The organism is Candidatus Pseudomonas auctus, from assembly GCF_048654275.1.
Taxonomy (GTDB): Bacteria; Pseudomonadota; Gammaproteobacteria; order Pseudomonadales; family Pseudomonadaceae; genus Aquipseudomonas; species Aquipseudomonas pharyngis.
Genome location: NZ_JBJYZK010000001.1, coordinates 576801 through 603130 on the forward strand (window position 1 = coordinate 576801; position 26330 = coordinate 603130).

General features: G+C 61.7%; 19 protein-coding genes and 1 tRNA gene. 10 read left to right on the forward strand and 10 right to left on the reverse strand.

The genetic code is table 11. The features are described from left to right. Positions 1 to 30: 30 nt before the first annotated feature. Together ACKUG4_RS02590 and ACKUG4_RS02595 are read right to left on the reverse strand one after the other, a co-directional pair. Positions 31 to 888 carry a glucose 1-dehydrogenase gene (locus ACKUG4_RS02590; protein WP_085610275.1) on the reverse strand — a complete coding sequence of 286 codons (858 nt, stop codon included), beginning with the start codon at positions 886 to 888 and terminating at the stop codon, positions 31 to 33. A gap of 95 nt (positions 889 to 983) precedes the next feature. Next, positions 984 to 2132 (reverse strand): MalY/PatB family protein, encoded by a 1149-nt coding sequence (locus ACKUG4_RS02595; RefSeq protein WP_445433348.1) that lies wholly within the window; start codon positions 2130 to 2132, stop codon positions 984 to 986. A gap of 321 nt (positions 2133 to 2453) precedes the next feature. On the opposite strand from ACKUG4_RS02595, the gene fdnG reads away from it, so the two are divergent. From fdnG to ACKUG4_RS02630, 7 genes are all read left to right on the forward strand, one after another. Continuing rightward, positions 2454 to 5519: a formate dehydrogenase-N subunit alpha gene (gene fdnG / locus ACKUG4_RS02600; RefSeq protein ID WP_146615283.1), complete on the forward strand. Its 3066-nt coding sequence runs from the start codon at positions 2454 to 2456 to the stop codon at positions 5517 to 5519. A gap of 14 nt (positions 5520 to 5533) precedes the next feature. Further along, the gene (fdxH, locus tag ACKUG4_RS02605) at positions 5534 to 6469 is read left to right on the forward strand and encodes a formate dehydrogenase subunit beta (RefSeq protein WP_221397335.1); all 936 of its coding nucleotides are present in this window, start codon (positions 5534 to 5536) and stop codon (positions 6467 to 6469) included. Continuing rightward, positions 6466 to 7119 (forward strand): formate dehydrogenase subunit gamma, encoded by a 654-nt coding sequence (locus tag ACKUG4_RS02610; RefSeq protein WP_011334113.1) that lies wholly within the window; start codon positions 6466 to 6468, stop codon positions 7117 to 7119. Before fdxH ends, ACKUG4_RS02610 begins: the two co-directional genes overlap by 4 nt. Positions 7120 to 7122: 3 nt before the next feature. Continuing rightward, positions 7123 to 8049: a formate dehydrogenase accessory protein FdhE gene (gene fdhE, locus ACKUG4_RS02615; RefSeq protein ID WP_445433349.1), complete on the forward strand. Its 927-nt coding sequence runs from the start codon at positions 7123 to 7125 to the stop codon at positions 8047 to 8049. A gap of 47 nt (positions 8050 to 8096) precedes the next feature. Further along, positions 8097 to 9506, forward strand: a complete 1410-nt coding sequence (gene selA, locus ACKUG4_RS02620) for an L-seryl-tRNA(Sec) selenium transferase (protein WP_445433350.1) — start codon at positions 8097 to 8099, stop codon at positions 9504 to 9506. Beyond that, positions 9503 to 11413, forward strand: a complete 1911-nt coding sequence (gene selB / locus ACKUG4_RS02625; RefSeq protein ID WP_445433480.1) for a selenocysteine-specific translation elongation factor — start codon at positions 9503 to 9505, stop codon at positions 11411 to 11413. Before selA ends, selB begins: the two co-directional genes overlap by 4 nt. Before the next feature lie 6 nt (positions 11414 to 11419). Continuing rightward, a tRNA-Sec gene (locus ACKUG4_RS02630) sits at positions 11420 to 11515 on the forward strand. Positions 11516 to 11521: 6 nt separating this feature from the next. Here ACKUG4_RS02630 and ACKUG4_RS02635 read toward each other — a convergent pair. Further along, positions 11522 to 12817, reverse strand: a complete 1296-nt coding sequence (locus tag ACKUG4_RS02635) for an OprD family porin (RefSeq protein WP_445433351.1) — start codon at positions 12815 to 12817, stop codon at positions 11522 to 11524. Positions 12818 to 13024: 207 nt separating this feature from the next. Here ACKUG4_RS02635 and ACKUG4_RS02640 point away from each other — a divergent pair, with 207 nt between their 5' ends. Further along, positions 13025 to 15220 (forward strand): OsmC domain/YcaO domain-containing protein, encoded by a 2196-nt coding sequence (locus tag ACKUG4_RS02640; protein ID WP_445433352.1) that lies wholly within the window; start codon positions 13025 to 13027, stop codon positions 15218 to 15220. Between the two features lie 67 nt (positions 15221 to 15287). Here the strand turns inward: ACKUG4_RS02640 and ACKUG4_RS02645 are convergent, their stop codons facing one another. Together ACKUG4_RS02645 and ACKUG4_RS02650 are read right to left on the reverse strand one after the other, a co-directional pair. Further along, positions 15288 to 16586 carry a carbohydrate porin gene (locus tag ACKUG4_RS02645; protein ID WP_445433353.1) on the reverse strand — a complete coding sequence of 433 codons (1299 nt, stop codon included), beginning with the start codon at positions 16584 to 16586 and terminating at the stop codon, positions 15288 to 15290. Positions 16587 to 16670: 84 nt separating this feature from the next. Next, entirely contained in the window at positions 16671 to 19076 is a 2406-nt protein-coding gene (locus ACKUG4_RS02650) for a glucose/quinate/shikimate family membrane-bound PQQ-dependent dehydrogenase (RefSeq protein WP_445433354.1), read from the reverse strand. 284 nt (positions 19077 to 19360) lie between these two features. Between ACKUG4_RS02650 and ACKUG4_RS02655 the strand changes: the two genes are divergently transcribed. Continuing rightward, positions 19361 to 20332, forward strand: coding sequence for a LysR family transcriptional regulator (locus ACKUG4_RS02655; RefSeq protein ID WP_172829483.1), 972 nt, complete (start codon positions 19361 to 19363; stop codon positions 20330 to 20332). A 72-nt stretch (positions 20333 to 20404) separates the two neighbouring features. Here the strand turns inward: ACKUG4_RS02655 and ACKUG4_RS02660 are convergent, their stop codons facing one another. From ACKUG4_RS02660 to ACKUG4_RS02670, 3 genes are all read right to left on the reverse strand, one after another. Then, the gene (locus ACKUG4_RS02660; protein ID WP_445433355.1) at positions 20405 to 21556 is read right to left on the reverse strand and encodes an L-dopachrome tautomerase-related protein; all 1152 of its coding nucleotides are present in this window, start codon (positions 21554 to 21556) and stop codon (positions 20405 to 20407) included. Between the two features lie 212 nt (positions 21557 to 21768). Further along, the gene (locus ACKUG4_RS02665) at positions 21769 to 22533 is read right to left on the reverse strand and encodes an SDR family oxidoreductase (RefSeq protein WP_011334128.1); all 765 of its coding nucleotides are present in this window, start codon (positions 22531 to 22533) and stop codon (positions 21769 to 21771) included. 23 nt (positions 22534 to 22556) lie between these two features. Continuing rightward, a complete protein-coding gene (locus ACKUG4_RS02670) occupies positions 22557 to 23354 on the reverse strand; it encodes an SDR family NAD(P)-dependent oxidoreductase (RefSeq protein ID WP_064381600.1) in 798 nt (265 codons plus the stop codon). 105 nt (positions 23355 to 23459) lie between these two features. On the opposite strand from ACKUG4_RS02670, the gene ACKUG4_RS02675 reads away from it, so the two are divergent. Then, entirely contained in the window at positions 23460 to 24431 is a 972-nt protein-coding gene (locus tag ACKUG4_RS02675; RefSeq protein ID WP_445433356.1) for a GlxA family transcriptional regulator, read from the forward strand. Positions 24432 to 24458: 27 nt separating this feature from the next. Here ACKUG4_RS02675 and ACKUG4_RS02680 read toward each other — a convergent pair whose 3' ends face one another. Together ACKUG4_RS02680 and ACKUG4_RS02685 are read right to left on the reverse strand one after the other, a co-directional pair. Continuing rightward, on the reverse strand, positions 24459 to 25481 hold the full coding sequence (locus tag ACKUG4_RS02680; RefSeq protein WP_011334131.1) for a transketolase family protein: 1023 nt from the start codon (positions 25479 to 25481) through the stop codon (positions 24459 to 24461). Further along, on the reverse strand, positions 25478 to 26326 hold the full coding sequence (locus tag ACKUG4_RS02685; protein ID WP_445433357.1) for a transketolase: 849 nt from the start codon (positions 26324 to 26326) through the stop codon (positions 25478 to 25480). Before ACKUG4_RS02685 ends, ACKUG4_RS02680 begins: the two co-directional genes overlap by 4 nt. Positions 26327 to 26330 lie beyond the last annotated feature (4 nt).

Sequence of the window (26330 nt, forward strand, 5' to 3'; positions counted from 1 at the left end):
TCCAGCGGTTCACTTTTTCTGGCAGGCGGTTCAGAGCATCGGTTTGCCGCCGGTCACGCCGTAGCGCTGGCCGGTGATGTAGCTGGCTTCATCCGATGCCAGCAGCACGTAGATCGGCGCGACCTCCACTGGCTGGCCGGGACGCCCGAGTGGTGTTTGCTCGCCAAAATGCTGCACTTCCTCATCGGGCATGGTCGAGACAATCAGCGGCGTCCAGATCGGCCCCGGCGCCACGCAATTCACGCGGATTTCCCGCGGACCGAGCATCTGCGCCAGTCCACCGGTGAAATTGGCGATGGCGCCTTTGGTGGTCGCATAGGCGAGCAGGGTGGGCTTGGGCATGTCCGAGTTGATCGAACTGGTGTTGATGATCGAGGCACCGGGGCCCATGTGTTTGATCGCAGCCTGGCACAGACGGAAAATCGCAGTGATGTTGACGTCGAAGGTCATCACCCATTCGTCATCGGGAATCTCCTCGAAGGTTTCGTGGGTCATCTGGAAGGCGGCGTTGTTGACCAGCACGTCGATGCGGCCGAAGCGCTCAACGGTTTGGTCCACCAACGCCTGGCACTGGGCTTTCTGGGCAATGTCTCCAGGCAGCAACAGGCACTGGCGACCGGCCTGTTCGACCCAGCGCGCGGTTTCCTTGGCGTCTTCGTGTTCATTTAAATAGGCGACCGCTACATCGGCACCTTCGCGGGCAAAGGCGATCGCCACCGCCCGACCGATGCCACTGTCGGCACCGGTGATCAAGGCAATCTTGCCGGCCAGCCGACCGGAGCCGGTGTAGCTCTGTTCGCCGCAATCAGGATACGGCTCCATTTTGCGCTGCGAACCGGGAACCGGTTGCGCCTGTTTCGGGAACGGGGGTTTTGGATAGTCGGTCATCGTCAATCTCCGGGTCTCATGGCAAGTAGGCCGGTTGACCCGGCCCGCTTGCGCTGAGTTCGATCGGATTGACGCTTGGATTTGCCCTGACTTGATTACCGGGACTTGAGGGTTCGCTCCATCCGGGCAATGCCTTCTTCCAGCATCGAACGCGGGCAACCGAAGTTCAGGCGCACGAATTGCTGGCTGTGGTCGCCAAAGTCCAGACCCGGGCTGAGGCCGACACGAGCGTGGTCCAGGAAGAACTTCTGCGGGTCGTCCAGATCCAGCGCCGAGCAATCGAGCCAGGCCAGATACGTGCCTTGCGGCACATTGAGGGTCACGCCGGGCAAGCGGCTGCGCACGGCGTCCACCAGCCAGTCACGGTTGGCTTGCAGGTACTGCTTCAGCGCCTCAAGCCACGGACCGGCTTCGCTGTAGGCCACGCGGGTGGCTTCCATGCCCAGCGGATTGACGCTGTCGACCATGCCGCAGCGGGCATGGTTGACGCGCTCGCGCAGGGCCGCGTCTTGGATGATCATGAACGAGGTTTTGAGGCCGGCGATGTTGTAGGCCTTGCTCGCCGACATCAGGGTGATGGTGCGGCTGGATATTTCCGGGCTCAGGGATGCGGTCGGAATGTGCACGCGGCCGTCGTAGCACAGCTCGGCGTGGATCTCGTCGGAGATGATCCAGGCGTCCTGCGCCACGCAGATGTCCGCTACCGCTTGCAATTCTTCACGGCCAAAGACCTTGCCGATCGGGTTGTGCGGGTTACTCAGAAGCAGGGCGCCGCCACCGTTCAGGGATTCACGCAGTGCGTCCAGCGGGGTGGCGTAGCTGCCGTCGGCCTGGGCGTTGAATTCCAGCTCAACCTTGTTCAGGCCCCAATGGCCCGGTGCATGACGCAACGGCGGGTAGTTCGGGGTTTGCACCACGACGTTCTGCTGCGGTTGCACCAGCGCCTTGAGCGCCATGTTGAAACCCGATTCCACGCCCGGCAGGAAGATCAACTCCTGCGGTTTCACGCGCCAGGCGAACTTGTTCCAGAGGTCGGCGACGATGGCCTCGCGCAGGTTGTCCTGGGCCACGCTGTAGCCCACCAACGGGTGCAGCAGACGTTGTTGCAGCGCCTCGATGACCACCGGCGGGGCGGCGAAATCCATGTCAGCGACCCACATCGGCAACACGTCGGCCGGGTAGCGGCTCCACTTGGTGCTGCCGGTGTCGTGGCGGTCGAATACCTGATCAAAATCGAAAGTCATGCGCGGTCTCTGAAGGCGGAGATGGGTCGTGCCCGCCATGATAAGCCCATGCCCTTGAAGGAGCACACAAAACCTGTGGGAGCGAGCTTGCTCGCGAATGCGTCTGGTCAGGCAGCATCAATGTTGAATGACACACCGCTTTTCGCGAGCAAGCTCGCTCCCACAGGGAGGTGATGCTCCGACAAACGGCCGACGGTCGGTTTTCACACAGGTCGCAAAGGCTTTGTCTACAGTGAAAAAGTCGGCACTTGTGTGTCGCAACCGTGATTGTCCAGAACAAACCCGGCACCAGTACCGGGTCCACCTGATCAGGAGTGCACGATGGATCTCAGCCGTCGTCAGTTCTTCAAGGTCGCCGGTATCGGCCTTGCAGGCTCTAGCCTGGGCGCGTTGGGCATGGCCCCGACGCAGGCCTTCGCCGAGCAGGTGCGCCACTTTAAGCTTGCCCACACCCATGAAACCCGCAACACCTGCCCGTATTGCTCGGTCGGTTGCGGTTTGATCATGTACAGCCAGGGCGACGCCGCGAAGAACGTTGCGCAAAACATCATCCATATCGAGGGCGACGCCGACCACCCGGTCAACCGCGGCACCCTGTGCCCGAAAGGCGCCGGCCTGCTGGATTTCATTCACAGCCCCGGCCGCTTGCAGTACCCGCAGGTGCGCAAGCCCGGCAGCAGCGAATGGACCCGGATCACCTGGGACGAAGCCCTCGACCGCGTCGCCGACCTGATGAAGGCCGACCGCGATGCCAATTTCGTCGAGCAGAACGCCCAGGGCCAAACGGTCAATCGCTGGCTGACCACCGGATTCCTCGCGGCGTCGGCGGCGTCCAACGAAGCGGGTTACATCACCCACAAGGTGGTTCGCAGTCTCGGCATGCTGGGGTTCGATAACCAGGCGCGTGTCTGACACGGCCCGACGGTGGCAAGTCTTGCCCCGACGTACGGCCGTGGAGCCATGACCAACACCTGGACCGATATCGCCAACGCGAATCTGATCCTGGTGATGGGCGGCAACGCAGCAGAAGCCCACCCTTGTGGCTTCAAATGGGTGACCGAAGCCAAGGCGCATAACGCCGCGCGGCTGATTGTGGTCGATCCGAGGTTTACCCGGACCGCATCCGTGGCCGACTACTACGCGCCGATTCGCACCGGCAGCGACATCGCGTTCATGGGCGGGCTGATCAATTACCTGCTGACCGAGGACAAGATCCAGCACGAATACGTGCGCAACTACACCGACGTATCGTTCATTGTCAGAGCCGGATTCGGCTTCGAGGACGGGCTGTTCACCGGTTACGACGCGGCCAAGCGCAGCTACACCGACAAATCCACCTGGGGTTACGAACTGGGCGAGGACGGCTTCGTCAAAGTCGACCCGACCCTGCAGGACCCGCGCTGCGTCTATCAACTGATGAAGCAGCATTACAGCCGCTACAACATCGACCTGGCGAGCCAGATCTGCGGCATGCCGGTCGATGCGATGAAAAAGATCTGGGAGGAAATCGCCACTTGCTCGGCGCCGGGCAAGACCATGACGATTCTTTATGCACTGGGCTGGACCCAGCACTCGATCGGCTCGCAGATCATTCGCAGCGCGGCGATGGTGCAACTGCTGCTGGGTAACGTCGGCATGCCCGGCGGCGGGGTCAATGCTTTGCGCGGGCACTCGAACATTCAGGGCCTGACCGACCTTGGTCTGCTGTCCAACGCGCTGCCGGGTTACCTGACCTTGCCGACCGACGCCGAGCAGGATTACGCGGCCTTCATCCATAAACGCACGCAAGTCCCGCTGCGGCCGGGGCAATTGTCCTACTGGCAGAACTACAGCAAGTTCCACGTCAGCCTGATGAAAGCCTGGTACGGCGCCAATGCCACCGCCGAGAATCAGTGGGCCTACCACTACCTGCCGAAACTCGACATCCCCAACTACGACATCCTCAAGGTGTTCGACCTGATGGGGCAGGGCAAGGTCAACGGCTACATGTGCCAGGGCTTCAACCCGATTGCCGCGTTGCCGGACAAGAACCGGGTGATGGCGGCACTGGCCAAACTGAAATGGCTGGTGGTGATGGACCCGCTGGCCACCGAAACTTCGCAGTTCTGGGAACACGTCGGGCCGTTCAACGATGTAAAGAGCGCCGACATCCAGACCGAAGTCATCCGCCTGCCCACCACCTGTTTTGCCGAAGAGGACGGCTCGCTGGTCAACAGCAGCCGCTGGCTGCAATGGCATTGGAAAGGCGCCGACGGCCCCGGCGAGGCGCGCACCGACGTGCAGATCATGAGTGCGCTGTTCTTGCGCCTGCGTGAGCGTTATCAGGCTGAGGGTGGCAAATTCGCCGATCCGCTGTTGAAACTGTCGTGGCCGTACAAGATCGCCGAAGAACCCTCGCCGGAAGAGATCGCCAAAGAGGTCAACGGCTACGCCACCACCGATTTCACCGACGCCACGGGTGCGGCGATCAAGGGCAATTCGCAACTGGCCGGGTTCGCCCAGCTCAAGGATGACGGCAGCACCGCGTCCGGCTGCTGGATTTTCTGCGGCAGCTGGACCGAAGCCGGCAACCAGATGGCCCGCCGCGACAACAATGACCCTTACGGCATGCATCAGCATCAAGGCTGGGCGTGGGCCTGGCCGGCCAACCGGCGGATTCTGTACAACCGCGCTTCGGCGGACGTCGCCGGCAAACCCTGGGATCCGAAAAAACGCCTGGTCTGGTGGAACGGCAAAGCCTGGGGCGGCACCGATGTTCCGGACTACAAGGCCGACGTGCCGCCGGAAGCCGGGATGAACCCGTTCATCATGAATCCCGAAGGCGTGGCGCGGTTCTTTGCCGTCGACAAGATGAACGAAGGGCCATTCCCTGAGCACTACGAGCCGTTCGAAACGCCGATCGGCATCAACCCGCTGCACCCGGACAACAAGAAAGCCACCAGCAACCCGGCGGCACGGATCTTCGATTCGGTGTGGGACAGCCTCGGCGTGGCCAAGGATTACCCGTACGCCGCCACCAGCTACCGGTTGACCGAGCACTTCCACTTCTGGAGCAAGCACTGCAAGTTGAACGCGATTGCTCAACCCGAGCAATTCGTGGAAATCGGCGAGGTGTTGGCCAAAGAGAAAGGCATCGTCGCCGGGGATCGGGTTCGCGTGAGCAGCAAGCGCGGGTTCATTGAAGCGGTGGCGGTGGTGACCAAAAGGATCCGGCCGTTGCAGGTCAACAACCAGGTGGTGCACCAGATCGGCATTCCGCTGCACTGGGGCTTCACCGGCCTGACGCGCCACGGTTACCTGACCAACACCCTGGTGCCGTTTCTCGGCGATGGCAATACACAGACCCCGGAATCCAAGTCATTCCTGGTCAACGTGGAGAAGCTCTGATGGAGAATCTTTAGATGGCCAGCCAAGACATCATTGCCCGCTCGGCCACCACCACGCCGGCGCCTTCGATACGCGGCCAGGAACAGGTGGCCAAGCTGATCGACACCACCAAATGCATCGGCTGCAAGGCCTGTCAGGTCGCGTGCTCGGAATGGAACGAGCTGCGCGACGAGGTCGGCCACAACCACGGCACCTACGACAACCCGCAGGACCTGAGCGCCGATTCATGGACGCTGATGCGCTTCACCGAGCACGAAACCGACGCCGGCAACCTCGAATGGCTGATCCGCAAGGACGGCTGCATGCACTGCGCCGAACCCGGTTGCCTGGCGGCGTGCCCCAGCCCCGGCGCGATCATCAAGCACGCCAACGGCATCGTCGATTTCGATCAGGACCACTGCATCGGCTGCGGTTATTGCATCACCGGTTGCCCGTTCAACATCCCGCGCATTTCGCAGAAGGACCACAAGGCCTACAAATGCACGCTGTGTTCGGACCGTGTGGCGGTGGGGCTGGAGCCGGCCTGCGTGAAAACCTGCCCGACCGGGGCCATCGTGTTCGGCACCAAGGACGACATGAAGACCCACGCCGCCGAGCGCATCGTCGACCTGAAAAGCCGTGGCTTCGACAACGCCGGCCTGTATGACCCGCAAGGCGTCGGCGGCACCCACGTCATGTACGTGCTGCACCACGCCGACACCCCGAAAATCTACGCCGGCCTGCCGGACAACCCCGCGATCAGTCCGCTGGTGGGCTTGTGGAAAGGCATCAGCAAGCCCTTGGGTCTGCTGGCCATGGGCGCGGCGGTGCTGGCCGGGTTCTTCCATTACGTGCGGATCGGCCCGAACCGGGTCGAGGAAGATGAACATCCCGATCCGCCCGACACCTCGGTGCACGTCGTCGATCCGGCAGTGCACACCTTCGACCCACGTGGGGAGGGCCGGCCATGAGCAACAAGACGATCCTGCGCTACACCGCCAACCAGCGCACCAATCACTGGCTGGTGGCGATTCTGTTCTTCATGGCCGGGCTGTCGGGGCTGGCGCTGTTTCATCCGTCGATGTTCTGGCTGACAAACCTGTTCGGCGGCGGGCCGTGGACGCGAATCCTGCACCCCTTCATGGGCGTGCTGATGTTCGTGTTCTTCCTGGGCCTGGTGTTTCGCTTCTGGCGCTCGAACTTTTTCATCGACAACGACTGGAAATGGCTGCGGCGCATCGACCGGGTGATGGTCAACGATGAAGAAACCGTGCCGGCGGTGGGCAAGTACAACGCCGGGCAAAAGCTGCTGTTCTGGACTTTACTGCTGTGCATGCTCGGATTGCTGTTCACCGGGCTGGTGATCTGGCGCGCGTATTTCAGTCACTACTTCGGCATCACCACGATTCGCTGGGCCATGCTGCTGCACGCACTGGCGGGGTTTGTGCTGATCCTGAGCATCATCGTTCACATCTACGCCGGGATCTGGATCAAGGGCTCGGTGGACGCGATGATGCACGGCTGGGTCAGCCGCGCCTGGGCCAGGAAACACCATGCACTCTGGTATCGCGAGGTGGAAAGCCAGGATCCGCCGGAGCGACCGGTCACGAAAAAGGGCTGACAGTTGCCAACCATCCTCGAACCCGGAGAAATCGAAGCGGCGGCCAGTTCGCCGCCGTTTCTGCATTTGCCGCCACCCAACCTGTTCATGCTGCGAGCCCAGCGTCTGGAACGTTTGGCCGAAGGACATCCGCTGGCCGATTACCTGCATTTGATCGCCGGTTTGTGCCGTGTCCAACAGCAAATCCTCGATGATCCGCCCTCGACCGCGCCGCTTGATGAACAGCGGCTGGAAGTCTGCCGGCAACACGGCATGCCACCGTTCGCCGCCGACACCCTGATTCGCGAGAAAACCTGGCAGTTGTATCTCGAGGCTTTGCTCCAGCGTTATGTCGCCCCCGAACAACCGGCCGTGATCGAAGCCGTGACCACGCTGCGCATCGCCAGCCCCGGCCAGTTGCGCGCCTGGGCCGTGGCGCTGGTCAGCGGCCAGTATTCGCTGGTGCCGGCGGCGCAGGTGCCGTTTCTCGGGGCGGCGCTGCAAGCGGCGTGGAGTCACTGGCTGCTCAGCGCACCGAACCTGCAACTGACACCCGGCGACAGCCTCAGCCAGTGCCCGGCCTGTGGCTCGCCGGCCATGGCCGGGGTGATCCGCCATCGCGGCAAGCACAACGGCCTGCGTTATCTGGTGTGTTCGCTTTGCGCCTGCGAATGGCATGTGGTACGGGTCAAGTGCGTGTATTGCGAACAGAGCAAAGGCTTGGAATACCTGAGCCTTGAGGATGACCGCCACGCCGCCAATCAGGCGCCGCTGCGCGCCGAAGTCTGTCCGGGCTGCAACAGCTATCTGAAGTTGCTGTATCTGGAAAACGACGGCGAAGGCGAGGCACTGTCGGCGGATCTGGGCAGTCTGTTGCTCGACATGCGCCTGGCTCAGGACGGCTATCAGCGGCTGGCGCCGAATCTGCTGTTGGCGCCAGGAGACGAATGAGGCAAGGGTCTACACTCAGGCGCATCGGCTTTTTTCCGGAGTGCCTGATGTCCGTCAGTGTCTGTGCCTTGCGTTTGCCTTCCCTCGACAGCCTGTTACGCCACCCCGCGTGCCAGCCATTGGCCGAGCGTTACGGGCGTGAGGCCTTGTTGACGGGGTTTCGCCAATTACTGGATGACTTGCGCGAAGCGGTGGTGGCAGGGCAACTGACCGCCGTCGAAATCAGCTCTGAAGCGCTGGCCGGAAGGGTCGCCGAACGTCTGGCGCTGAAGCAGCGCAGCCAGGTGCGCCGTGTGTTCAACCTGACAGGCACGGTGCTGCATACCAACCTCGGGCGCGCTTTGTTGCCCGAAGAAGCCATTGAAGCGGTGCAACTCGCGGCGCGCTATCCGTTGAATCTGGAATTCGATCTGGCCAGCGGCAAGCGCGGTGACCGCGACGACCTGATCGAAGGCCTGATCCGCGAACTCACCGGTGCCGAAGCCGTGACCGTGGTCAACAACAATGCCGCCGCCGTGCTGCTGGCCCTCAACAGCCTCGGCGCGCGCAAGGAAGGCATCATTTCCCGGGGCGAGTTGATCGAGATCGGCGGCGCGTTCCGCATCCCCGACATCATGAGCCGCGCCGGCGTGCGCCTGCACGAGGTCGGCACCACCAATCGCACCCATGCCCGCGATTACGAAGCGGCGATCGGCCCACGCAGCGGCCTGATCATGCGCGTGCACGCGAGCAATTACAGCATCGAAGGCTTCACTGCCCGGGTGCCAACCTCCGAACTGGCCGCGTTGGCCCATCGGCATGACCTGCCGCTGCTGGAAGATCTTGGCAGCGGCAGTCTGCTGGACCTGACCCGCTGGGGGTTGCCGGCGGAACCGACGGTGCGTCAAGCGTTGCTTGATGGCGCCGACATCGTCACCTTCAGCGGCGACAAACTGCTCGGCGGGCCGCAGGCGGGGGTGATCGTCGGGCGCAAGGACTTGATCGCGAAGATCAAGAAAAACCCGCTGAAACGCGCGTTGCGGGTCGACAAACTGACCTTGGCCGCACTCGAAGCAGTACTCGGGCTCTATCGCGACCCGGATCGGCTGGCCGAGCGCTTGCCGAGCCTGCGCCTGCTGACCCGCCCGCAAGCCGAGATTCTGGCCCAGGCCGCACGCTTGCAACCGGCCTTGTCCCAACTGCTGGGCGAGGGCTGGACCGTCACGGCGCAACCCGCTTTGGGCATGATCGGCAGCGGCAGCCAACCGGTGGCGCGCCTGCCAAGCGCGGCGCTGTGCCTGCGACCGCTGGTGTCGAAGCGCCTGCGCGGACGTTACCTGCTGAATCTGGAAGCCGCGTTGCGCGCCTTGCCGATCCCGGTGCTCGGGCGCATCGATGACGACGCGTTGTGGCTGGATCTGCGGCAACTCGACGATGAACCGGCGTGGCAGGCACAACTCGGGCAGTTGCAAACGTGATCGTCGGCACGGCGGGGCACATCGACCACGGCAAGACGTCACTGCTCGAAGCGCTGACCGGGCAAACCGGCGACCGCCGCCCGCAGGAGCGCGAGCGCGGGATGACCATCGACCTCGGTTATCTGTACGCCGAACTGGCACCCGGCGCCGGGCTGACCGGTTTCATCGACGTGCCTGGTCACGAGAAATTCACCCACAACATGCTCGCCGGCGCGCAGGGCATCGATCTGGTGTTGCTGGTGGTGGCGGCGGATGACGGGGTGATGCCACAGACCCGCGAGCATCTGGCGATTGTCGAGCTGCTGGGCATTTCACGGGCGCTGGTGGCGATCACCAAGTGTGATCGGGTTGAGGCGGGCAGAGTGGAAGCGGTTCGCCGACAGATTCAGAGCCTGCTGGCGCCCGGGCCCTATGCCGGCGCGCCGTTGCTGACGGTTTCCAGCGTAACCGGCGAGGGCGTCGATGCGCTGCGCCAGACGTTGCTGCAGATAGAAGGCGAGGAACGCAGTCGCGAAGGCGGTTTTCGCCTGGCCATCGACCGGGCGTTCAGTGTCGCCGGTGCCGGGATCGTGGTGACGGGGACGGCGCTTTCGGGTTCGGTCGCCGTGGGTGACAAGCTGAGTCTGGGCCCGGCGGGCAAAACCGTGCGGATCAGAGGCCTGCACGCGCAAAATCAGACCGCCGAACAAGCCTTCGCCGGCCAACGCGTGGCCCTGAATATCAGCGCGGATCGTCTGGAACTCGGGCAGATCCATCGCGGCCAATGGTTGCTCGCTGAATGGCTGCATGCACCGGCCCAGCGGCTGGACATCGAATTCCGGTTATTGCCGGGCGAGCGGGTTTTCGAGCATTTCCAGCCGGTGCACCTGCATCTCGGCACTCAGGACGTGATCGCCCGAGTCGCCTTGCTTGAAGGTTCGAGCCTGGCGCCCGGCGAGAGCATGTTTGCGCAAGTGCTGACCAACGTCCCGGTGCACGGCGTCCACGGTGATCCGCTGATCCTGCGTGACGCCAGCGCCCAGCGAACGCTCGGTGGCGGGCGCGTGCTCGATCCCTTCGCCCCGGCCCGCCAGCGGCGCAGTCCGGAACGGCTGGCACAACTGCGGGCACTGGCGATCAGCTCCGAACTGGAACAGGCCTTGCCTACGTTGCTGGAATACAGCGCAAGCGGCCTCGACCCGCAACGCCTGGAGCGTCAGTTCAATCGCCCGCGTGACGGCTGGACGCTGCCGGACAACATCCGCCTGATCGAAACCCGTCAGGGCCCGGTGCTGTTCAATGCGCAGCGCTGGGGCATGCTCAAGTTCAGGCTGCTGGAGCAACTGGCGCGTTTTCATGAGCTGGAGCCCGATCAGATGGGTCCGGACCGCGACCGTCTGCGGCGTTTCAGCAGTTTGAGCCTCGAACGCGCGACCTTCATCAGCCTGCTGGAAGAGTTGCTCGGCGCCGGCTCACTGGTCGCCAGCGGCCCGTGGCTGCATTTGCCCGACCATCAGGTGCGCCTGAGCGCCGACGACGAAACCCTGTGGCAGGCGTTGCAGCCGTTGTTTGAACGGGCCGGCTTCGATCCACCGTGGGTACGTGACGTGGCGAAAGTCGTCGGTCAGGACGACGCGATCGTGCGTTTGCTGCTGCGCAAACTGGCGCGCCTTGGCGTGATGCATCAAGTGGTGCGCGACCTGTTTGTCACCGACATCACCCTGCGGCAAATGGTGGCGGTGCTGTTGCGCCTGGCCGAAGAAAATCCGCAGATCGAAGTCACGGCCTTCCGCGATGCGCTAGGCTTGGGACGCAAGCGCAGTATTCAGATCCTCGAATACTTCGATCGGCTGGGCCTGACCCGGCGCGTCGGCGAAGGCCGGCAAATCCGCTCCGACAGTGCGCTGGCCAACCCCGGCGCGGACTGAGTTCAAGGAAGGCAATCGCGCCCGGTGGCGCGGCCGGGCTTCAAACCCGGTTGGGGACGGCATCCGTTCCCGGGCAGGTTCGACTCCGGCTGCCTTCCGCCAATTCCCTCAAAAGCCCAGCGGGTACTGAATCACCACGTAGATCCGGTCGATGTCATCGCCCGCCTGAGCGCTGTTGGCCCGGTGCGACACGTGGGACAGCTGCACCGACAGATCCTTGGCCGCGCCGGACTGGACGATGTAACGCAGATCGATGTCGCGTTCCCAGTGTTTGCCGCCGTCCCCTTGCTGAGGCTGATATTCACCGGAATCCGCGTCGAACGGGTTATAGGCGCCGCCCTTGGGCGCGTGGGTGCCGTCGATGTGGCTGCCGGAAACGTAGCGGGTCATGAAATTCAGCCCCGGAATGCCGAAGGCGCCGAGATCGAGGTCGTAACGCGCTTGCCAGGAGCGCTCGTGGGCACCGTTGAAGTCGGCGTATTTGATCGAGTTGGCCAGGTAGATCGAGTCGCCACCAACGAAATCGAAGGGCGTGTCGCCATTGATGCGTTGCCAGCCGAGCATGACCGCGTGGGCGCCAACGGTGTATTTGCCCGAAAGGCTGAACGCGGTGTTGTCGATGTCGCCGGCCAGTGCCTGCCCGGTGTCGCGGGTGTGATAGACGTTGGCATCGAGCAACAGACCGGACTGTTTGAAATGCAGGTTGGCGTAGTACTGGCGCCAGGTGTCGCTCAGATCGGACGCATACAGCGCGCCGCCCACCGGGCTGTCGCTGAACAGGTCGGTGCCGACAAAACTGATGCTTTCGCCTTGGGTGCTGGCGCCATAGCCCTGAAAGTCGCCTTTGCCGGAGGAACTGTCCTGGTTCTTGAACGCCGTGAAGCGCCCGGCGACAAGGCGCGCGTTATCGATCTCATGGCTGTCGAGCAGAAAACCCGTGGCGTATTCCGGTTGCAAGCGTTTGTCCGAGGTATCGAACACCGGCGTTTCCACGGTCATTTCACCGAAGGCGAGGGTGGTTTTCGAAATCTTCAACTTCAGCGCACCGCCGGCGCTGGAATACTCGCTTTCGCTACGACCGTCGCTGTCCACCGGCAACAACCCGGTACCGGAATGCCCCTTGCCGCCATCGAGTTTCAGCCCATAAAAGGCGTGGGCATCAAGGCCAAATCCGACGGTTCCTTGCGTGAAACCGGATGCGAAAGTGCCGATAAACCCTTGAGCCCATTCCTGTTTGTAGTTTTTTCCGGCAGGCGAGGGCGAGCGGTAATCGTTGCTCAAGTAGAAATTGCGACTGAGCACTTCGGTCTTGGCGTCGTCGAGAATTCCGCTGGCGCACGCGGTGTCGGCGAGCCCGCCAATCATTAAGGCGAGCGCGAGGCGCGGCTTGGATAAAACCATCATGTGTCAGCAACCAGGATTGGCGGAAGGTGGCGCCATGGTCACGCGGATCGGCTGCCGGCGATTGAGCGCATGTGCTGAGTTGAATGTGTGAACAAGCGTCATGTTCCGCCGGCCGGCTCAGGATTGATTGCTCAAAGCACAAGACTTCACGCTCAAAAGCCGGATAATGGCGGCCAATTTGTTTAGCTCGCTATTCTGGTAACCCGCATGGAAATCAAGGTCAATTTTCTCGACAACCTCCGACTCGAAGCCAAGTTCGATGACTTCACGGTGGTGGCCGACCAACCGATCCGTTACAAGGGCGATGGCTCTGCACCGGGTCCGTTCGACTATTTCCTGGCGTCGTCGGCCTTGTGCGCGGCTTACTTCGTAAAGTTGTACTGCAGCACCCGCAATATCCCGACCGAAAACATTCGTCTGTCGCAGAACAACATTGTCGACCCGGAAAACCGCTACAACCAGATCTTCAAGATCCAGGTCGAGCTGCCGGCAGACATCTCGGAGAAGGATCGCCAGGGCATCCTGCGCTCCATCGACCGCTGCACGGTGAAGAAGGTGGTGCAGGCCGGGCCGGAGTTCGTAATCGAGGAAGTCGAGAACCTCGACGCCGATGCCCAGGCCTTGCTGATGCCGGCGTCCACCTCAGGCGCGGGCACCTGCATTGCCGGCAAGGACCTGCCGCTGGAACAGACCATCGCCAACATGTCGGGGATTCTGGCCGACCTGGGCATGAAGATCGAAATCGCTTCGTGGCGCAACATCGTGCCCAACGTCTGGTCGCTGCACATCCGCGATGCGCAGTCGCCAATGTGCTTCACCAATGGCAAGGGCGCGACCAAAGAAGGCGCGCTGGCCTCGGCGCTGGGCGAGTTCATCGAGCGGCTCAACTGCAACTTCTTCTACAACGACCAGTTCTGGGGCGAAGAGATCGCCAATGCCGAGTTCGTGCATTACCCGGACGAGCGCTGGTTCAAGCCTGGCGCCAAAGATGAGTTGCCTGCGGAAATCCTCGACGACTATTGCCTGGGCATTTACAACCGCGACGGCGAACTGCGTGGCTCGCACCTGTACGACACCAACTCCGGCAACACCCAGCGCGGCATCTGCTCGCTGCCGTTCGTGCGTCAGTCCGACGGTGAAGTGGTGTATTTCCCGTCCAACCTGATCGAGAACCTGTTTCTCAGCAACGGCATGAGCGCCGGCAACACCCTGGCCGAAGCGCAGGTGCAGTGCCTGTCGGAAATTTTCGAGCGGGCGGTGAAACGCGAAATCCTCGAAGGCGAAATGGCCCTGCCGGATGTGCCGCAAGAGGTGCTGGCGAAGTACCCGGGCATTCTCGCCGGGATCAAGGCGCTGGAAGAGCAGGGCTTCCCGGTGCTGGTCAAGGACGCGTCGCTGGGCGGTGAATTCCCGGTAATGTGCGTGACGCTGATGAACCCGCGCACCGGTGGCGTGTTCGCCTCGTTCGGCGCCCACCCGAGCTTCGAAGTGGCGCTGGAACGCAGCCTCACCGAATTGCTGCAGGGCCGCAGCTTCGAAGGCCTCAACGATTTGCCGCAGCCGACCTTCTCGGGCCAGGCCGTGACTGAGCCGAACAACTTCGTCGAGCACTTCATCGATTCCAGCGGCGTGGTGTCGTGGCGCTTCTTCAGCGCCAAGGCCGACTTCGAATTCGTCGAGTGGGACTTCTCCGGCAACGGCGAAAACTCCAACGCCGAAGAGGCCGCAACGCTGTTCGGCATCCTCGAAGACATGGGCAAGGAAGTCTACATGGCGGTCTATGAGCACATCGGCGCCAAGGCGTGCCGCATTCTGGTGCCGGACTATTCGGAGATCTATCCGGTAGAAGACCTGATCTGGGACAACACCAACAAAGCGCTGCAATTCCGTGCCGACATCCTCAACCTGCACAACCTGAGCAAGGTCGGCCTGCGCAACCTCGCCAAAGGCCTGGAACACAGCGAGCTGGACGATTACACCGACATCACCACGCTGATCGGCATCGAGTTCGACGACAACACGCCATGGGGCAAGTTGACCATTCTCGAACTGCGCCTGCTGATCTACCTCGCCTTGCAGAAGTTCGAGCAGGCCAAGGATCTGGTCGAGGCCTTCCTGCAATACAACGACAACACCGTCGAGCGCGGCTTGTTCTATCAAGCGGTCAACGTCGTGCTGGAAATGGAGCTGGACGAGGATCTGCAGCTGGAAGACTACGAAGCCAACTTCCGCCGCATGTTCGGCGACGAGCGCATGGATGCTGCGATCGGCTCGGTCAACGGCACTGTGCGCTTCTACGGCCTGACGCCGACCAGCATGAAACTGGAGGGGCTGGATCGGCATCTGCGCCTGATCGAGAGCTACAAGAAACTGCACGCAGCGCGGGCCAACTTCGCGGGTTGATTCGGTTGGCGGCACGTACAAAAAAAGCACCTTCGGGTGCTTTTTTTGTGGTCGGCAAATGATGGTGTCAGAGCGCGGCTTTCACCTGCAATCCAAACACCAATGCATTGTCGATGTCCTGGCCGGAAAACGCGCCTGGCTCAATGATGTATTGCACATTCGGGCGCAGCGTCAGCCAAGGCGTGGCCTGATAGCCGTAACCGAGCTCGATCAATTGCTCGGCGCTGTCCAGATTGGGGAACACGGCGCCATTGGCCATGGCGGTGTCCTGCAGCACATCGCGGCTGCGCGGGTTCGGCACTGCGCGGCCGTAGCCCAGCGCCACGGTGTCACGCGGGCGGCCTTCGAAAGGCTTGTACAGAACCAGACCGGTGCCGTACCACTTGCTGAACGGCGAAGCTGCTTCGCTGGCCGCCGAGTATTGGCCGAAAGCGTGCAGGCTGCGACCTTCGGACACATCCGAAGCCCAAACGGCCTGGTCGATCAGGACGTAATGGCCGCCGCGTCCGGACACTTCCTTGTCACTGCCGATGCGTTTGACGTCGGAGCTGTCGTAGTAATACCCGACCTTGTACTCGCCGGGCAGTTTGCCGGCCTGCTTGTAGACCAGTTCGATCGGCACCACGGTGCCGGTGGTGTGTTTCGGGCCCAGATGCCAGGCACGGCTGGAATTGCCGTTACTTTCCGGATCGACATTGAACGCGGCTACGCGCAGTTGCCAGGCCGGGGAGAGGTCATATTTCACCCGCACACCCAGGTGGGCGTTGGGGTAGTTGGTCCAGCCACTGCCACCGGACATGTTCAGCGGATGGCCGCAGAAACCGGCGTTCATGAAGTTGCAGAGAATGCCGCTGTCCAGCCCACCGAGGTCGTTGCCCATCGCCATGTAGCCGAGTTTGACGTTCAGCGCCGGGGTAAACAGGCTGCGCTCGTAGCTCAGCTCGGTCAGGCGGGTGTAGAGGCCGCCGTAGTTTTCCTGAATCGGCAGACGGTTGCCGACCAGGTCTTCGGAGGCACTGTTGCCGCGTCGATCGTTGATGGTCAGCTGAATCTTGCCGGCGTTTTCCACGCCGTACAGTTTGCTCAGGTCGAACTGCGCGCCGAGCTTGATGTTCTGCGAGTAACGCGCCGAGCGATGCAGACCGCCGTCGGCGTTGTAGGCGGTTTCGCCGGTGTAATCACCGGTGAACTTGATGCCGTCTTCGTCGAGTTGGTGACGCAGGCCGCCCCAGTCGCCGGTCAGGGTGCTGCGGGTAAATATGTTCGAATCGGTATCGGCAAGGGCGGGCAGGGCAGCGCCGAAGGTGAGACCGAACAGCATGCCGGTGAAAAACCCGGCGTGAGAAAAGCGAACAGCCAATGACATTGCGCAAATCCAGAGCGAAGGACATGAAACAACGCGGCACCCGAAGGTGCCGCGCACAAGTGAAACGAAGGCGAACACGACGGTTTACGGCAGGGCGTAAGCCATCACGTAGTCACCGCGATCAGTCGACTGGCGAGCGCCACCGGCGGTGATGACCACGTATTGCTTGCCGGTTTTCGGCGACACATAGGTCATCGGGCCACCCTGGCTGCCGACCGGCAGACGCGCTTTCCAGATTTCTTCACCATTGGCGCTGTTGAAGGCGCGCAGGTAGAAGTCCTGGGTGCCGGCGATGAAGATCAGGCCGCCCTGGGTCGACAGCGTGCCGCCGAGGGTTGGCAGACCAATCTTGATTGGCAGGTGCATGCGGATGCCCAGCGGGCCCGTGTCTTCAACGGTGCCGACCGGCACTTGCCAGGCGACTTTCTGGGTTTTCATGTCGATGGCGGTCAACGTACCGAACGGCGGAGCCTGGCACGGAATGCCGGCAACCGACAGGAAGCGGTTTTTGTTCACGGCGTAAGGCGTGCCCTTGAGCGGCACGGCACCCATGCCGGTGTTCAGCGCTTCACCACCGGAAGAGGCCTGAGCCTTGTTCTGCGACGGGATCATCTGAATCCACAGGCCCAGACGCATGTCGTTGACGAAGATGAAACCATGCACCGGGTCAGTGGAAATGCTGCCCCAGTTCATGCCGCCCAGCGAACCCGGGAAACTCAGGGATTTGTCAGTGCCCGGCGCGGTGTACAAGCCGTCGTAACGCATCGACTTGAAATCGATCCGGCACAGCAGTTGGTCGTACGGGGTGGCGCCCCACATGTCCGATTCAGTCAAGTGCTGGGCACCGATCTGCGGCATGCCCACCGATTTCGGCTGGGTCGGCGAGTACGGTTCGTTGGGGATATTGGCGGCCTTGACCGGCACTTCTTTAACGTCGGTCAACGGTTTGCCGGTGGCGCGGTCGAGTACGTAAATCTGCCCGGCCTTGGTGCCGATCACCACCGCCGGTACGGTTTTACCGTCCTTGGTGAAGTCGATCAGGCTTGGCTGCATCGGCAGGTCGAAGTCCCAGAGGTCGTTGTGGACGGTCTGGAATACCCACTTTTCTTCGCCGCTGTTGGCGTCCAGCGCCAGGACGGAGGCACCGTAGGTGTGATCGAGTTTGCTGCGCTCGACACCATAGATGTCAGTGGAAGAACTGCCCATCGGCAGGAATACGGTGTTGGTCGCCGGGTCGTAGGACATCGGCGCCCAGCTGTTCGGCGTGCTGCGCACATAGGTTTGGCCATCGGCCGGTGCCTTTTTATCCTGCGGGTTGCCCGGGTCGAACGCCCAGCGCATGGCACCGGTCATGACGTCGAAACCACGGATCACGCCGCCCGGCATGTCGGTCTGCACGTTGTCGGCCACACGACCGCCAACCACCACGGTGGTGCCGGCCATCAGCGGCGCGGAGGACAGTTGATAGTAGCTGTCCGGCACATCACCCAGACCGGCCTTCAGATCCACCTGGCCGTTGTTGCCGAAGCCCCGACAGAACTCGCCGGTGTCAGCGTCGACCGCGATCAGGCGGGCATCGATGGTGTTGGTGAGCAAGCGACGTGTGCAGTTGGCGACCGGAGCGGTCGGGGTTTCAGTCACTGGCGAGCTGGCCGGTTTGGCGACGGCGGCGCTGGCGTCGAAATACGCCATGCCACGGCAACGCTGCCAGACTTTGGACTGAGCGTTGATCGCGTTTTTCCAGAGTTCTTTACCGGTGTCGGCATCCAGTGCGATCAGGTTGTTGTGCGGGGTGCAGATGAAGACTTTATTGCCGATCTGCAGCGGAGTCAGCTGGTCTTCGGCACCGTTGCCATCGCTCTCGGCGATGTCGCCGGTGTGGTAGGTCCACGCGACTTTCAGCTTGTCGACGTTGCTGCGATTGATCTGGTCCAGCGCGGCGAAGCGGCTGCCGCCTTCGGTATTACCGTAGTGCGCCCAGTCTTTCTGCGCCTTTTCCGGCTCGACCGGGGTGAGGCCCGGGCCGGTGCCGGTAGGGGCGACGGTCGGGTGCGCGACGAACATGTTGCCGGCAGCCACGGCCAGTCCAACGGCCAGAACAGCCGCAACGCCGTAAGCACCGCGACCTGCAACGTCACCATTGGCGCGTTTGAGCAGCGGATAGACCAGCGCGACCACCAGACCCACCGCGCTGAACATGAACAGGCGCGAGAACACCGGCCAGAACACCAGCCCTGCGTCGATCACGGCCCAGATGGCGGTCCCAACCAGAAACGCCGCGAACAGCCAGGCCCCGGCAGGCTTGCGCCGCGCGATCAGCAGACCGGAAACGGCCATTACCAGACCACCCACCAGGAAGTACCAGGAGCCTCCCAGGCTGACCAATTTCACACCGCCAGCAGCCAGTGCCAGGCCGAGCAGGGCGATGATCACCCCGAGCCCGACCAGAATGAATGTTGATATGCCCGAGAGGCGTTGACTCTGCTTCACGTTGAATGTCCCGTTGAAATGAGGCGAGCATTATATAGTTAGGTAACTACCTAGTTAAATCACTAAATCAGCATGAAGTGTAGTTTGCTGCTCAGCGAAGCGTCGGATCGGGGGACGGTTTGCGCCTGTCAGGCTGCGGGCGATATTGAAAAGTGGTTGAAAGTCGCTTTTCTGTCAGGGGAAGTGGGATTTGTGACAGGCATGGCTCGCGCAGTGATTACGTCGGTGCCTGGGCTGATTAGACTAATGGCTAACAGCGCCGGCGCCTGAGCCGCGGCTGGGCAATGATCATTTTTCCCATTACGCTGAAAAACTTCGTCCGCACCCTACAGAATTTCGTGATCGTGAAGAAAATAGTCCGCGTAGATGACCTTCAGGTATTCGTCACCACGGCTGCGGCCGGCAGTTTCTCCGCCGCCGCCCGACTGCTGGACATTTCTCCAGCCTTGGCCAGCGGAGCGGTTCAGCGTCTTGAAGGCAGTCTTGGAGCAAGGTTGTTCGTTCGCTCGACCCGGCGCTTGAGATTATCGGACGATGGCGAACGCTATCTTTCCCATGCCCGTCAGGCACTCGAAGCGCTCGAAAATGGCGAGATCGCGCTGAGTGAAGGTCGCGATGAAATCGCCGGCACGATTCGATTGTCGATACCGTCGGATATCGGCCGAAACGTGCTGTTGCGATGGCTCGACGAGTTTCAGCAACTGCATCCGAAGGTGCTGCTGCAGTTACGGGTCAGCGATCAGATTGCCGACCTGGTCGGCGAACAACTGGATGCCAGTATTCGCTATGGTTTGCTGGCCGATTCCAGCCTCGTCTCTCTGGCCCTGGCGCCGTCGAACAGAAGAACGGTCTGCGCCTCGCCGGACTATCTGGCTCGCCATGGCAGGCCAGCCACACCTGAAGAATTGGGCAACCATAACTGCCTTCGGTTTGTGATGGGGGAGCAGACTTACGAACGCTGGAGCTTTCATTCGGCGGACGGTGTCAGGACCGTTCAGGTGACGGGCGACCGGGTCAGTGATGATGCCGATATCGTCCGGCGCTGGGCAGTTGCCGGTTTCGGAATCGTCTACAGGTCGAAAATCGATGTGCTGGATGACTTGCGCAGCGGTCGACTGGTGGAGCTTTTCCCGGCAGACGTCGGACAGCCGGCACCGCTCCAACTCGTGTGCCCCCATCGCACCTCGCTCACACCTGCCGTACAGGCCTTGAGGGCTTTCCTGGCGCAACGCTTCGAACGTTACGTAGCTCATTGAGAACCTGACGAGGCTGCAGGTGCCGCGTCAGGTTCAGGCCTTTGAGCCACACCTCATTGCTCTGACGTTTCTTTAGTACGTCGCTGCAGGCCTGGCGCCGATCTTGACGCGCATCAGGCTGTACGGTTTGACGCGTTTGTCCTGTCCGTCATTAAAGCCTGCCGAACGATGAAGCTGGTTGGCGGTGAAATACAGGTAGCCGTCCGGGCCGATCGACAACGTATCGGGCCAAAGCACTCGTGAGTCTTCGACCAGCGTCTGCCAGCGACCGTCCGGCAGGCGTTTGCGAATCGCGTTGTGCTCGTAGTCACCGGCGTACACGCCACCGTCGGCATCGGCTTCAAGACCGTCGGAAGCACCTTTTTCACCGAGGTCGACGACGGCTTTTTCCAGTTCGGCATCGCTCACACCCGGATCACGCAACAGGGCAGTCGGCACGGCGTACAGATGCCTGCTCGATAACGGGCAGAAGTAAAGCGTCTTGCCGTCACTGGACAGGGCAATGCCGTCAGACGCCACCGTCAACAGGCCGGTTTTGCCTTGAGCATCGCGCGTCACCAGTGCGGGCTTGCCTTCAACCTTCGGGATAAAGGACGGGTCGGCCGAGGTGGATTGGGCGCCAGTCAGTTTGCGGCTTGCCTGGCCACTCGCCAGATCGACCACGATGATGCCGCCAGGACCACTGACCGAAGAGTCGGTAATGTAGGCGGTCCCTTCCTTGCCTGTACGGAAGTCAAAGCGCACGTCATTGACATAGGTGGTCGGCAGGATGACGTCGTCAGGGAACACAATCGTTCTTGTGATCTTGTCGGAGGCCAGGTCGATCGCCACCAGCTTGGCTCCGCCCGCCTGAGGTGCGGAAAACTTCGGTGCTGCCGTGTCGAGCACCCAGACGCGGCCTTTGCCGTCGGCAACCACACTTTGCACGCTGATGAATCCCTTGGCCGGGTTCTGCGGATCCGCGACATTGGTTTTCAGATCAGGGTAGGGCACAAGTTGACCGTTGGAAATTTCCGCAACGGTGTAGGGCACGTCATCGCCCCAGCGGGGGAAGTTCACGAAGATCCGGCCGGTTTCGGTTACCGTCACGCCTGTCGGCATGGCCCCGTTGAACGCGTAAACACGTTCGATGGCGGCGCCTTTGCCCGTATCACTTTGCGCTACGGCCAGGCCGCTTACGGATACCGCAAGGGCCAGGCCTGCGATTTTAAATAATCTGTTCATGTTCAAGTCCTTGAGCGCCAGTGATATGAGGAGCCTTCAAGCACGAGTCGCGATAAATCAGTGAGCGCGAGAAGGCAGTGACAGGCTATGCGCGACGACCTTCTTCAGACAGAAGCAGATCGCAGGAAGACTTTCCGCATTTTGCGGAAAATACAAAACTGCCAGCCCTCCATCAGGGTGGGCTGGCAGCCTTGACGACAGATGGCTTCAACTCAGGCGACCGGAATCGGGTTCTCCTCCAGTGCCTGGTTGAACTGATTGATCAGAGCGTGCTCATTAATGCCTTGGTTGGCTCGCAACGGGACGACCCGATCCACCAACACTTCCGTGGTCGCCGTTTCGAGTTTTTCCAGGGTTTCCCGAATGAATTCGTCGAGCGGCATGGCGCGTTCATCGCCGCTTTTGTGAATCAGGTCGGTGTCGACCCATGGCGGCGCGATCTCCAGCACTTTTACGCGGGTGTCGCGCAGGGTGAAGCGTTGCGACAGCGAGTAGGAGTGAATGGCCGCCTTCGTCGCCGAGTACAACGCTGTCGCAGCCAGTGGCAGATAGGCCAGCACGGAGCTGTTGTTGATGATGAAGGCTTCGGGTTGACGCTTGAGGTGCTCGACGAATGCGGCGCTGACACGCACCGGGCCGAGCAGGTTGGTTTGCAAAAGACTCACCGCCTGTTCGTCGTCGTAATCACCCGAGGCTGGATTATCGAACGGCATGATCCCGGCGTTATTGATGATCACGTTCAGCGAGGGGTGGCGGCGTATGACTTCCTGGGCGACGTCCTTGATTTGCTGCGGGTCATTGATGTCCAGCTGGACCGTGTCGATACCGGGATTGGCCCGGGCGATCTCATCCAGCAGGGCCTGGCGACGGCCCGCGATGATGACCTGATTGCCGCGCTGGTGAAATGCCTCGGCCAAAGCGCGGCCAATGCCGGAGGTGCCGCCGGTGATGAAGATCGTGTTAGCGCTGAGTTTCATGATTCATATCCTTTTGATAGCGATCAGTTGGCGTTGTAGCGCGGCGCGAGCCGGTTGCTCGAAAGCTCGGAGAACAAGGCCTGGCGGCTGGCTTCGTAACGCTCGTAACCTTGCAGGTCGTGCATCGAGGGGATGGAAATCAGTACGCCGTTGTCGAAATCCTGCAGAGCGCCGGCGACCAGGTCCTGGGCCGACATCACGATGCCCGGATCCAGATGCTCGACAGGCAATCCACCGATTTGCCAGAAGTCCGTCGCGGTTGCGCCTGGCAGGACAGCCTGGATCCGGATGCCTTTATCCGAGAGTTCCTTGTGCAGGGACTGGGTGAACGCGGTGACGTAGGCCTTACTGCCGCCGTACACGCCGTTGAGCAGCTCCGGCGCCAGGCTGACGATCGAGGAAATATTGATCACGGCGCCTTGTTCACGGGCGACAAAACCTGGAATCGCGGCGTAGGTCAGGCGGGTGAGGGCGGTGACGTTCAGCGTGATCATCTCGGCCATCCGCTCGACATCACTCTCCAGCAGGCCGGTATGGGTGCCGATGCCGGCATTGTTGACCAGCAAGGTGATGCTGGCGTCCTCACGCAACTTGCGTTCGACCTTGGCGAGGTCTTCGGGGCGGCCAAGATCGGCCTGCAACACTTCGATGTTCTGCCGGGTTTCGCTGGTCAGGCGGCTGGCCAGTGCGTTCAGACGTTCGCGGTTGCGCGCCACCAGCACCAGGTCGTAACCCCGGCGGGCAAGGTGTTCGGCGTAAATCGAGCCGATGCCGGTGGACGCGCCGGTAATGAGCGCAGTGCCTTTGTATTGTTGCGTCATGATCAAGCTCCGTGGGTTGTGTGTGGAGCCATGATGAAGGAGAGAACTGATGTCTTAAACGACGTATATGGTAGTGTTTAAGGACATTCAAAAAGGAGTTCAGTCATGCATCGCGTCGGCTATCTGATTACCGAGGGTTTTCAGGTGATGTCCCTGGCAACCCAAGCTGTATTCGAGTTCGCCAACATCGTTGCGGGGGAAGAGATCTACAAGGTCCAGAACTTCTCGATCGGCGGCGGAACCGTGCGTTCTTCATTGGGCATGTACATCGACACGCTCCCTCTGGGCGCTCCGGGATTGGCCGACACCTGGATGATTACCGGTACGCTGACCCCCTTGAACCCGCCACGTGAAGAGGTGCTGGCCAGCGTGCGAGCCTTCGTCGACGGGGCACGACGCACAGCGGGTCTGTGCACCGGCTCGTTCGTTCTGGCGCAGGCAGGGGTTCTGGACGATCGGAGGGCGACCACCCACTGGGCCTATGCGAACAAGCTCCGTGAGCTGCATCCAAGAATCGAGGTCGAGGAAGACCGGATCTTCATCGTTGACGGTCCCGTCTGGACGTCGGCAGGAATGACAGCCGCGCTGGACATGGCGCTGGGCATGGTGGAAAAGGATCTGGGCACGGACATGGCCCGGTCGGTGGCGCACAAACTGGTCATGCATCAACGGCGTTCGGGTGGGCAATCCCAGCATTCGGAACTGCTTACGCTTGCTCCAAAGTCGGACCGTATTCAAAGTGCGCTGGAGTATGCGCGCACGCACCTGGACCGCCCGCTCAGCGTGGAGGAACTTGCCGACGTCGTGCACTTGAGTCCCAGACAATTCACCCGGGTGTTTACCGCCGAGACAGGCCAGTCACCGGCCAAGGCTGTTGAAAGCCTGCGTCTGGAGGCCGCTCGTGTGATGATCGAGCAAAGTCGTCACAGCCTGGATCGCGTGGCGAAGGAAACGGGGTTTCGAGACCGTCGCCACATGCGCGAAGTGTTCATGAGAGGGTTTGGCGTTCCGCCGCAGGCGGTTCGACGAGATGCCAGGCGGATCGGCCAGGGGGAATACACCTCATCGGGGCGCTAATCCGTAAGCGCCCCGATCAGCCAGCCGTCAAAGCCAGGACTTGATTTGCGCGCAGACGGCGTCGGTGGAAATGCCGTAGCGATCATGCAGTGTCGGCAGTGCGCCGGCGTCGAGGAACGCGTCAGGCAACGCGATCTGCCTGAAAGTCGGCGTCACTCCGTTGCGCAGCAGTACCCCGGCAACCGCTTCACCGAGCCCGCCAATAATCGAGCTGTTTTCTGCGGTAACCACCAGCCGGCCAGACTTGCGGGCCTCGGCGAGAATGGTCTGTTCATCCAGCGGTTTGATCGTCGGCACATGCAGCACGGCGACATCGACGCCATCGGTCTGCAGCGCCTTGGCGGCCTCCAATGCGCGCATGGTCATCAAACCGGTCGAGATGATCAGGACATCGTTACCGGTGCGCAGGGTCTTGGCCTTGCCGATCTCGAATTGATAGCCGTATTCATCCAGCACCAGTGGCACGTTGCCGCGCAGCAGGCGCATGTAGACCGGGCCCTGATGCGCGGCAATGGCAGGCACGGCCTGTTCGATTTCAAGTGCGTCACAAGGGTCGACGATCATCAGGTTGGGCATCGCCCGGAAGATCGCCAGATCATCGGTGGCCTGGTGGCTGGGGCCGTAGCCGGTGGTGAGGCCGGGCAATCCGCAAACGATTTTGACGTTGAGGTTTTCCTCGGCAATCGCCATGCAGATGAAGTCATAGGCGCGACGCGAGGCGAACACCGCATACGTGGTCGCGAACGGCACGAAGCCTTCGCGGGCCATGCCTGCGGCAGCGCTCATCAACAGTTGTTCGGCCATGCCCATCTGATAGAAACGATCCGGGTGGGCCTTGGCGAAAATGTGCAGGTCGGTGTACTTGGACAGGTCAGCGGAGAGGCCGACGATGTCCGGACGCTGATCCGCCAGTGCAGCCAATGCATGGCCAAAAGGTGCTGAGCGGGTGGCTTGGCCTTCAGAGGCAATCGAGGCAATCATCGCCGAGGTGGTCAGGCGCTTCTTGATCGGTTCGCCAGTCGAGGTCGGTGTGTTGGCGGCGTTGCTCATTGGTTTTTTCCTTCTTCAAGCGTGGTCAGTGCCAGATCCCATTCGTGTTCGTCCACACGGATGAAATGGGTCTTTTCGCGGTTTTCGAGGAAGGGCACACCTTTGCCCATGGTGGTGTCGCAGATGATCACCCGTGGCTGAGCGCCGGGGTGGTGGCGGGCGGCATCGAAGGCTTCGACCAGTGCGTCCAGATCGTTACCGTCGACGCGCTGGGTGAACCAGCCAAACGCTTTCCAGCGATCCACGATGGGTTCGAACGACAGGATCTCGCTGGAATGGCCGTCCGCTTGCTGATTGTTGACGTCAACGATGGCGATCAGGTTGTCGAGCTTCCAGTGCGAGGCCGACATTACGGCTTCCCAGGTCGAGCCTTCGTTCAACTCGCCGTCCGACAGCAGGTTGTAGACGAACGATCTCGAGCCCTTGCGCTTGAGGCCCAGGCAGGCGCCGACCGCGATGCCCAGCCCCTGACCCAGCGAGCCACCGGTGATTTCCATGCCCGGCGTGTAGGCGGCCATGCCCGACATCGGCAATCGGCTGTCATCCGAGCCGTAGGTTTCAAGCTCATCGAGCGGGATGATCTCGGCTTCGATCAGCGCCGCGTACAGCGCGATCGCGTAGTGACCGATCGACAGATAGAAACGATCACGCGGCTCCCACGCCGGGTCTTCGGGGCGATAGCTCAGCGCATGGAAGTAGGCGACCGCGAGCAGGTCCGCCGCACCGAGGGCCTGGCCGACGTAGCCCTGGCCTTGCACCTGCCCCATGCGCAAGGTATGGCGGCGAATGTTGTGGGCGCGCTCGGCCAGCGTCTGGGGTGTTGTGAATGAAAGGTTGGCAGTCATGGTG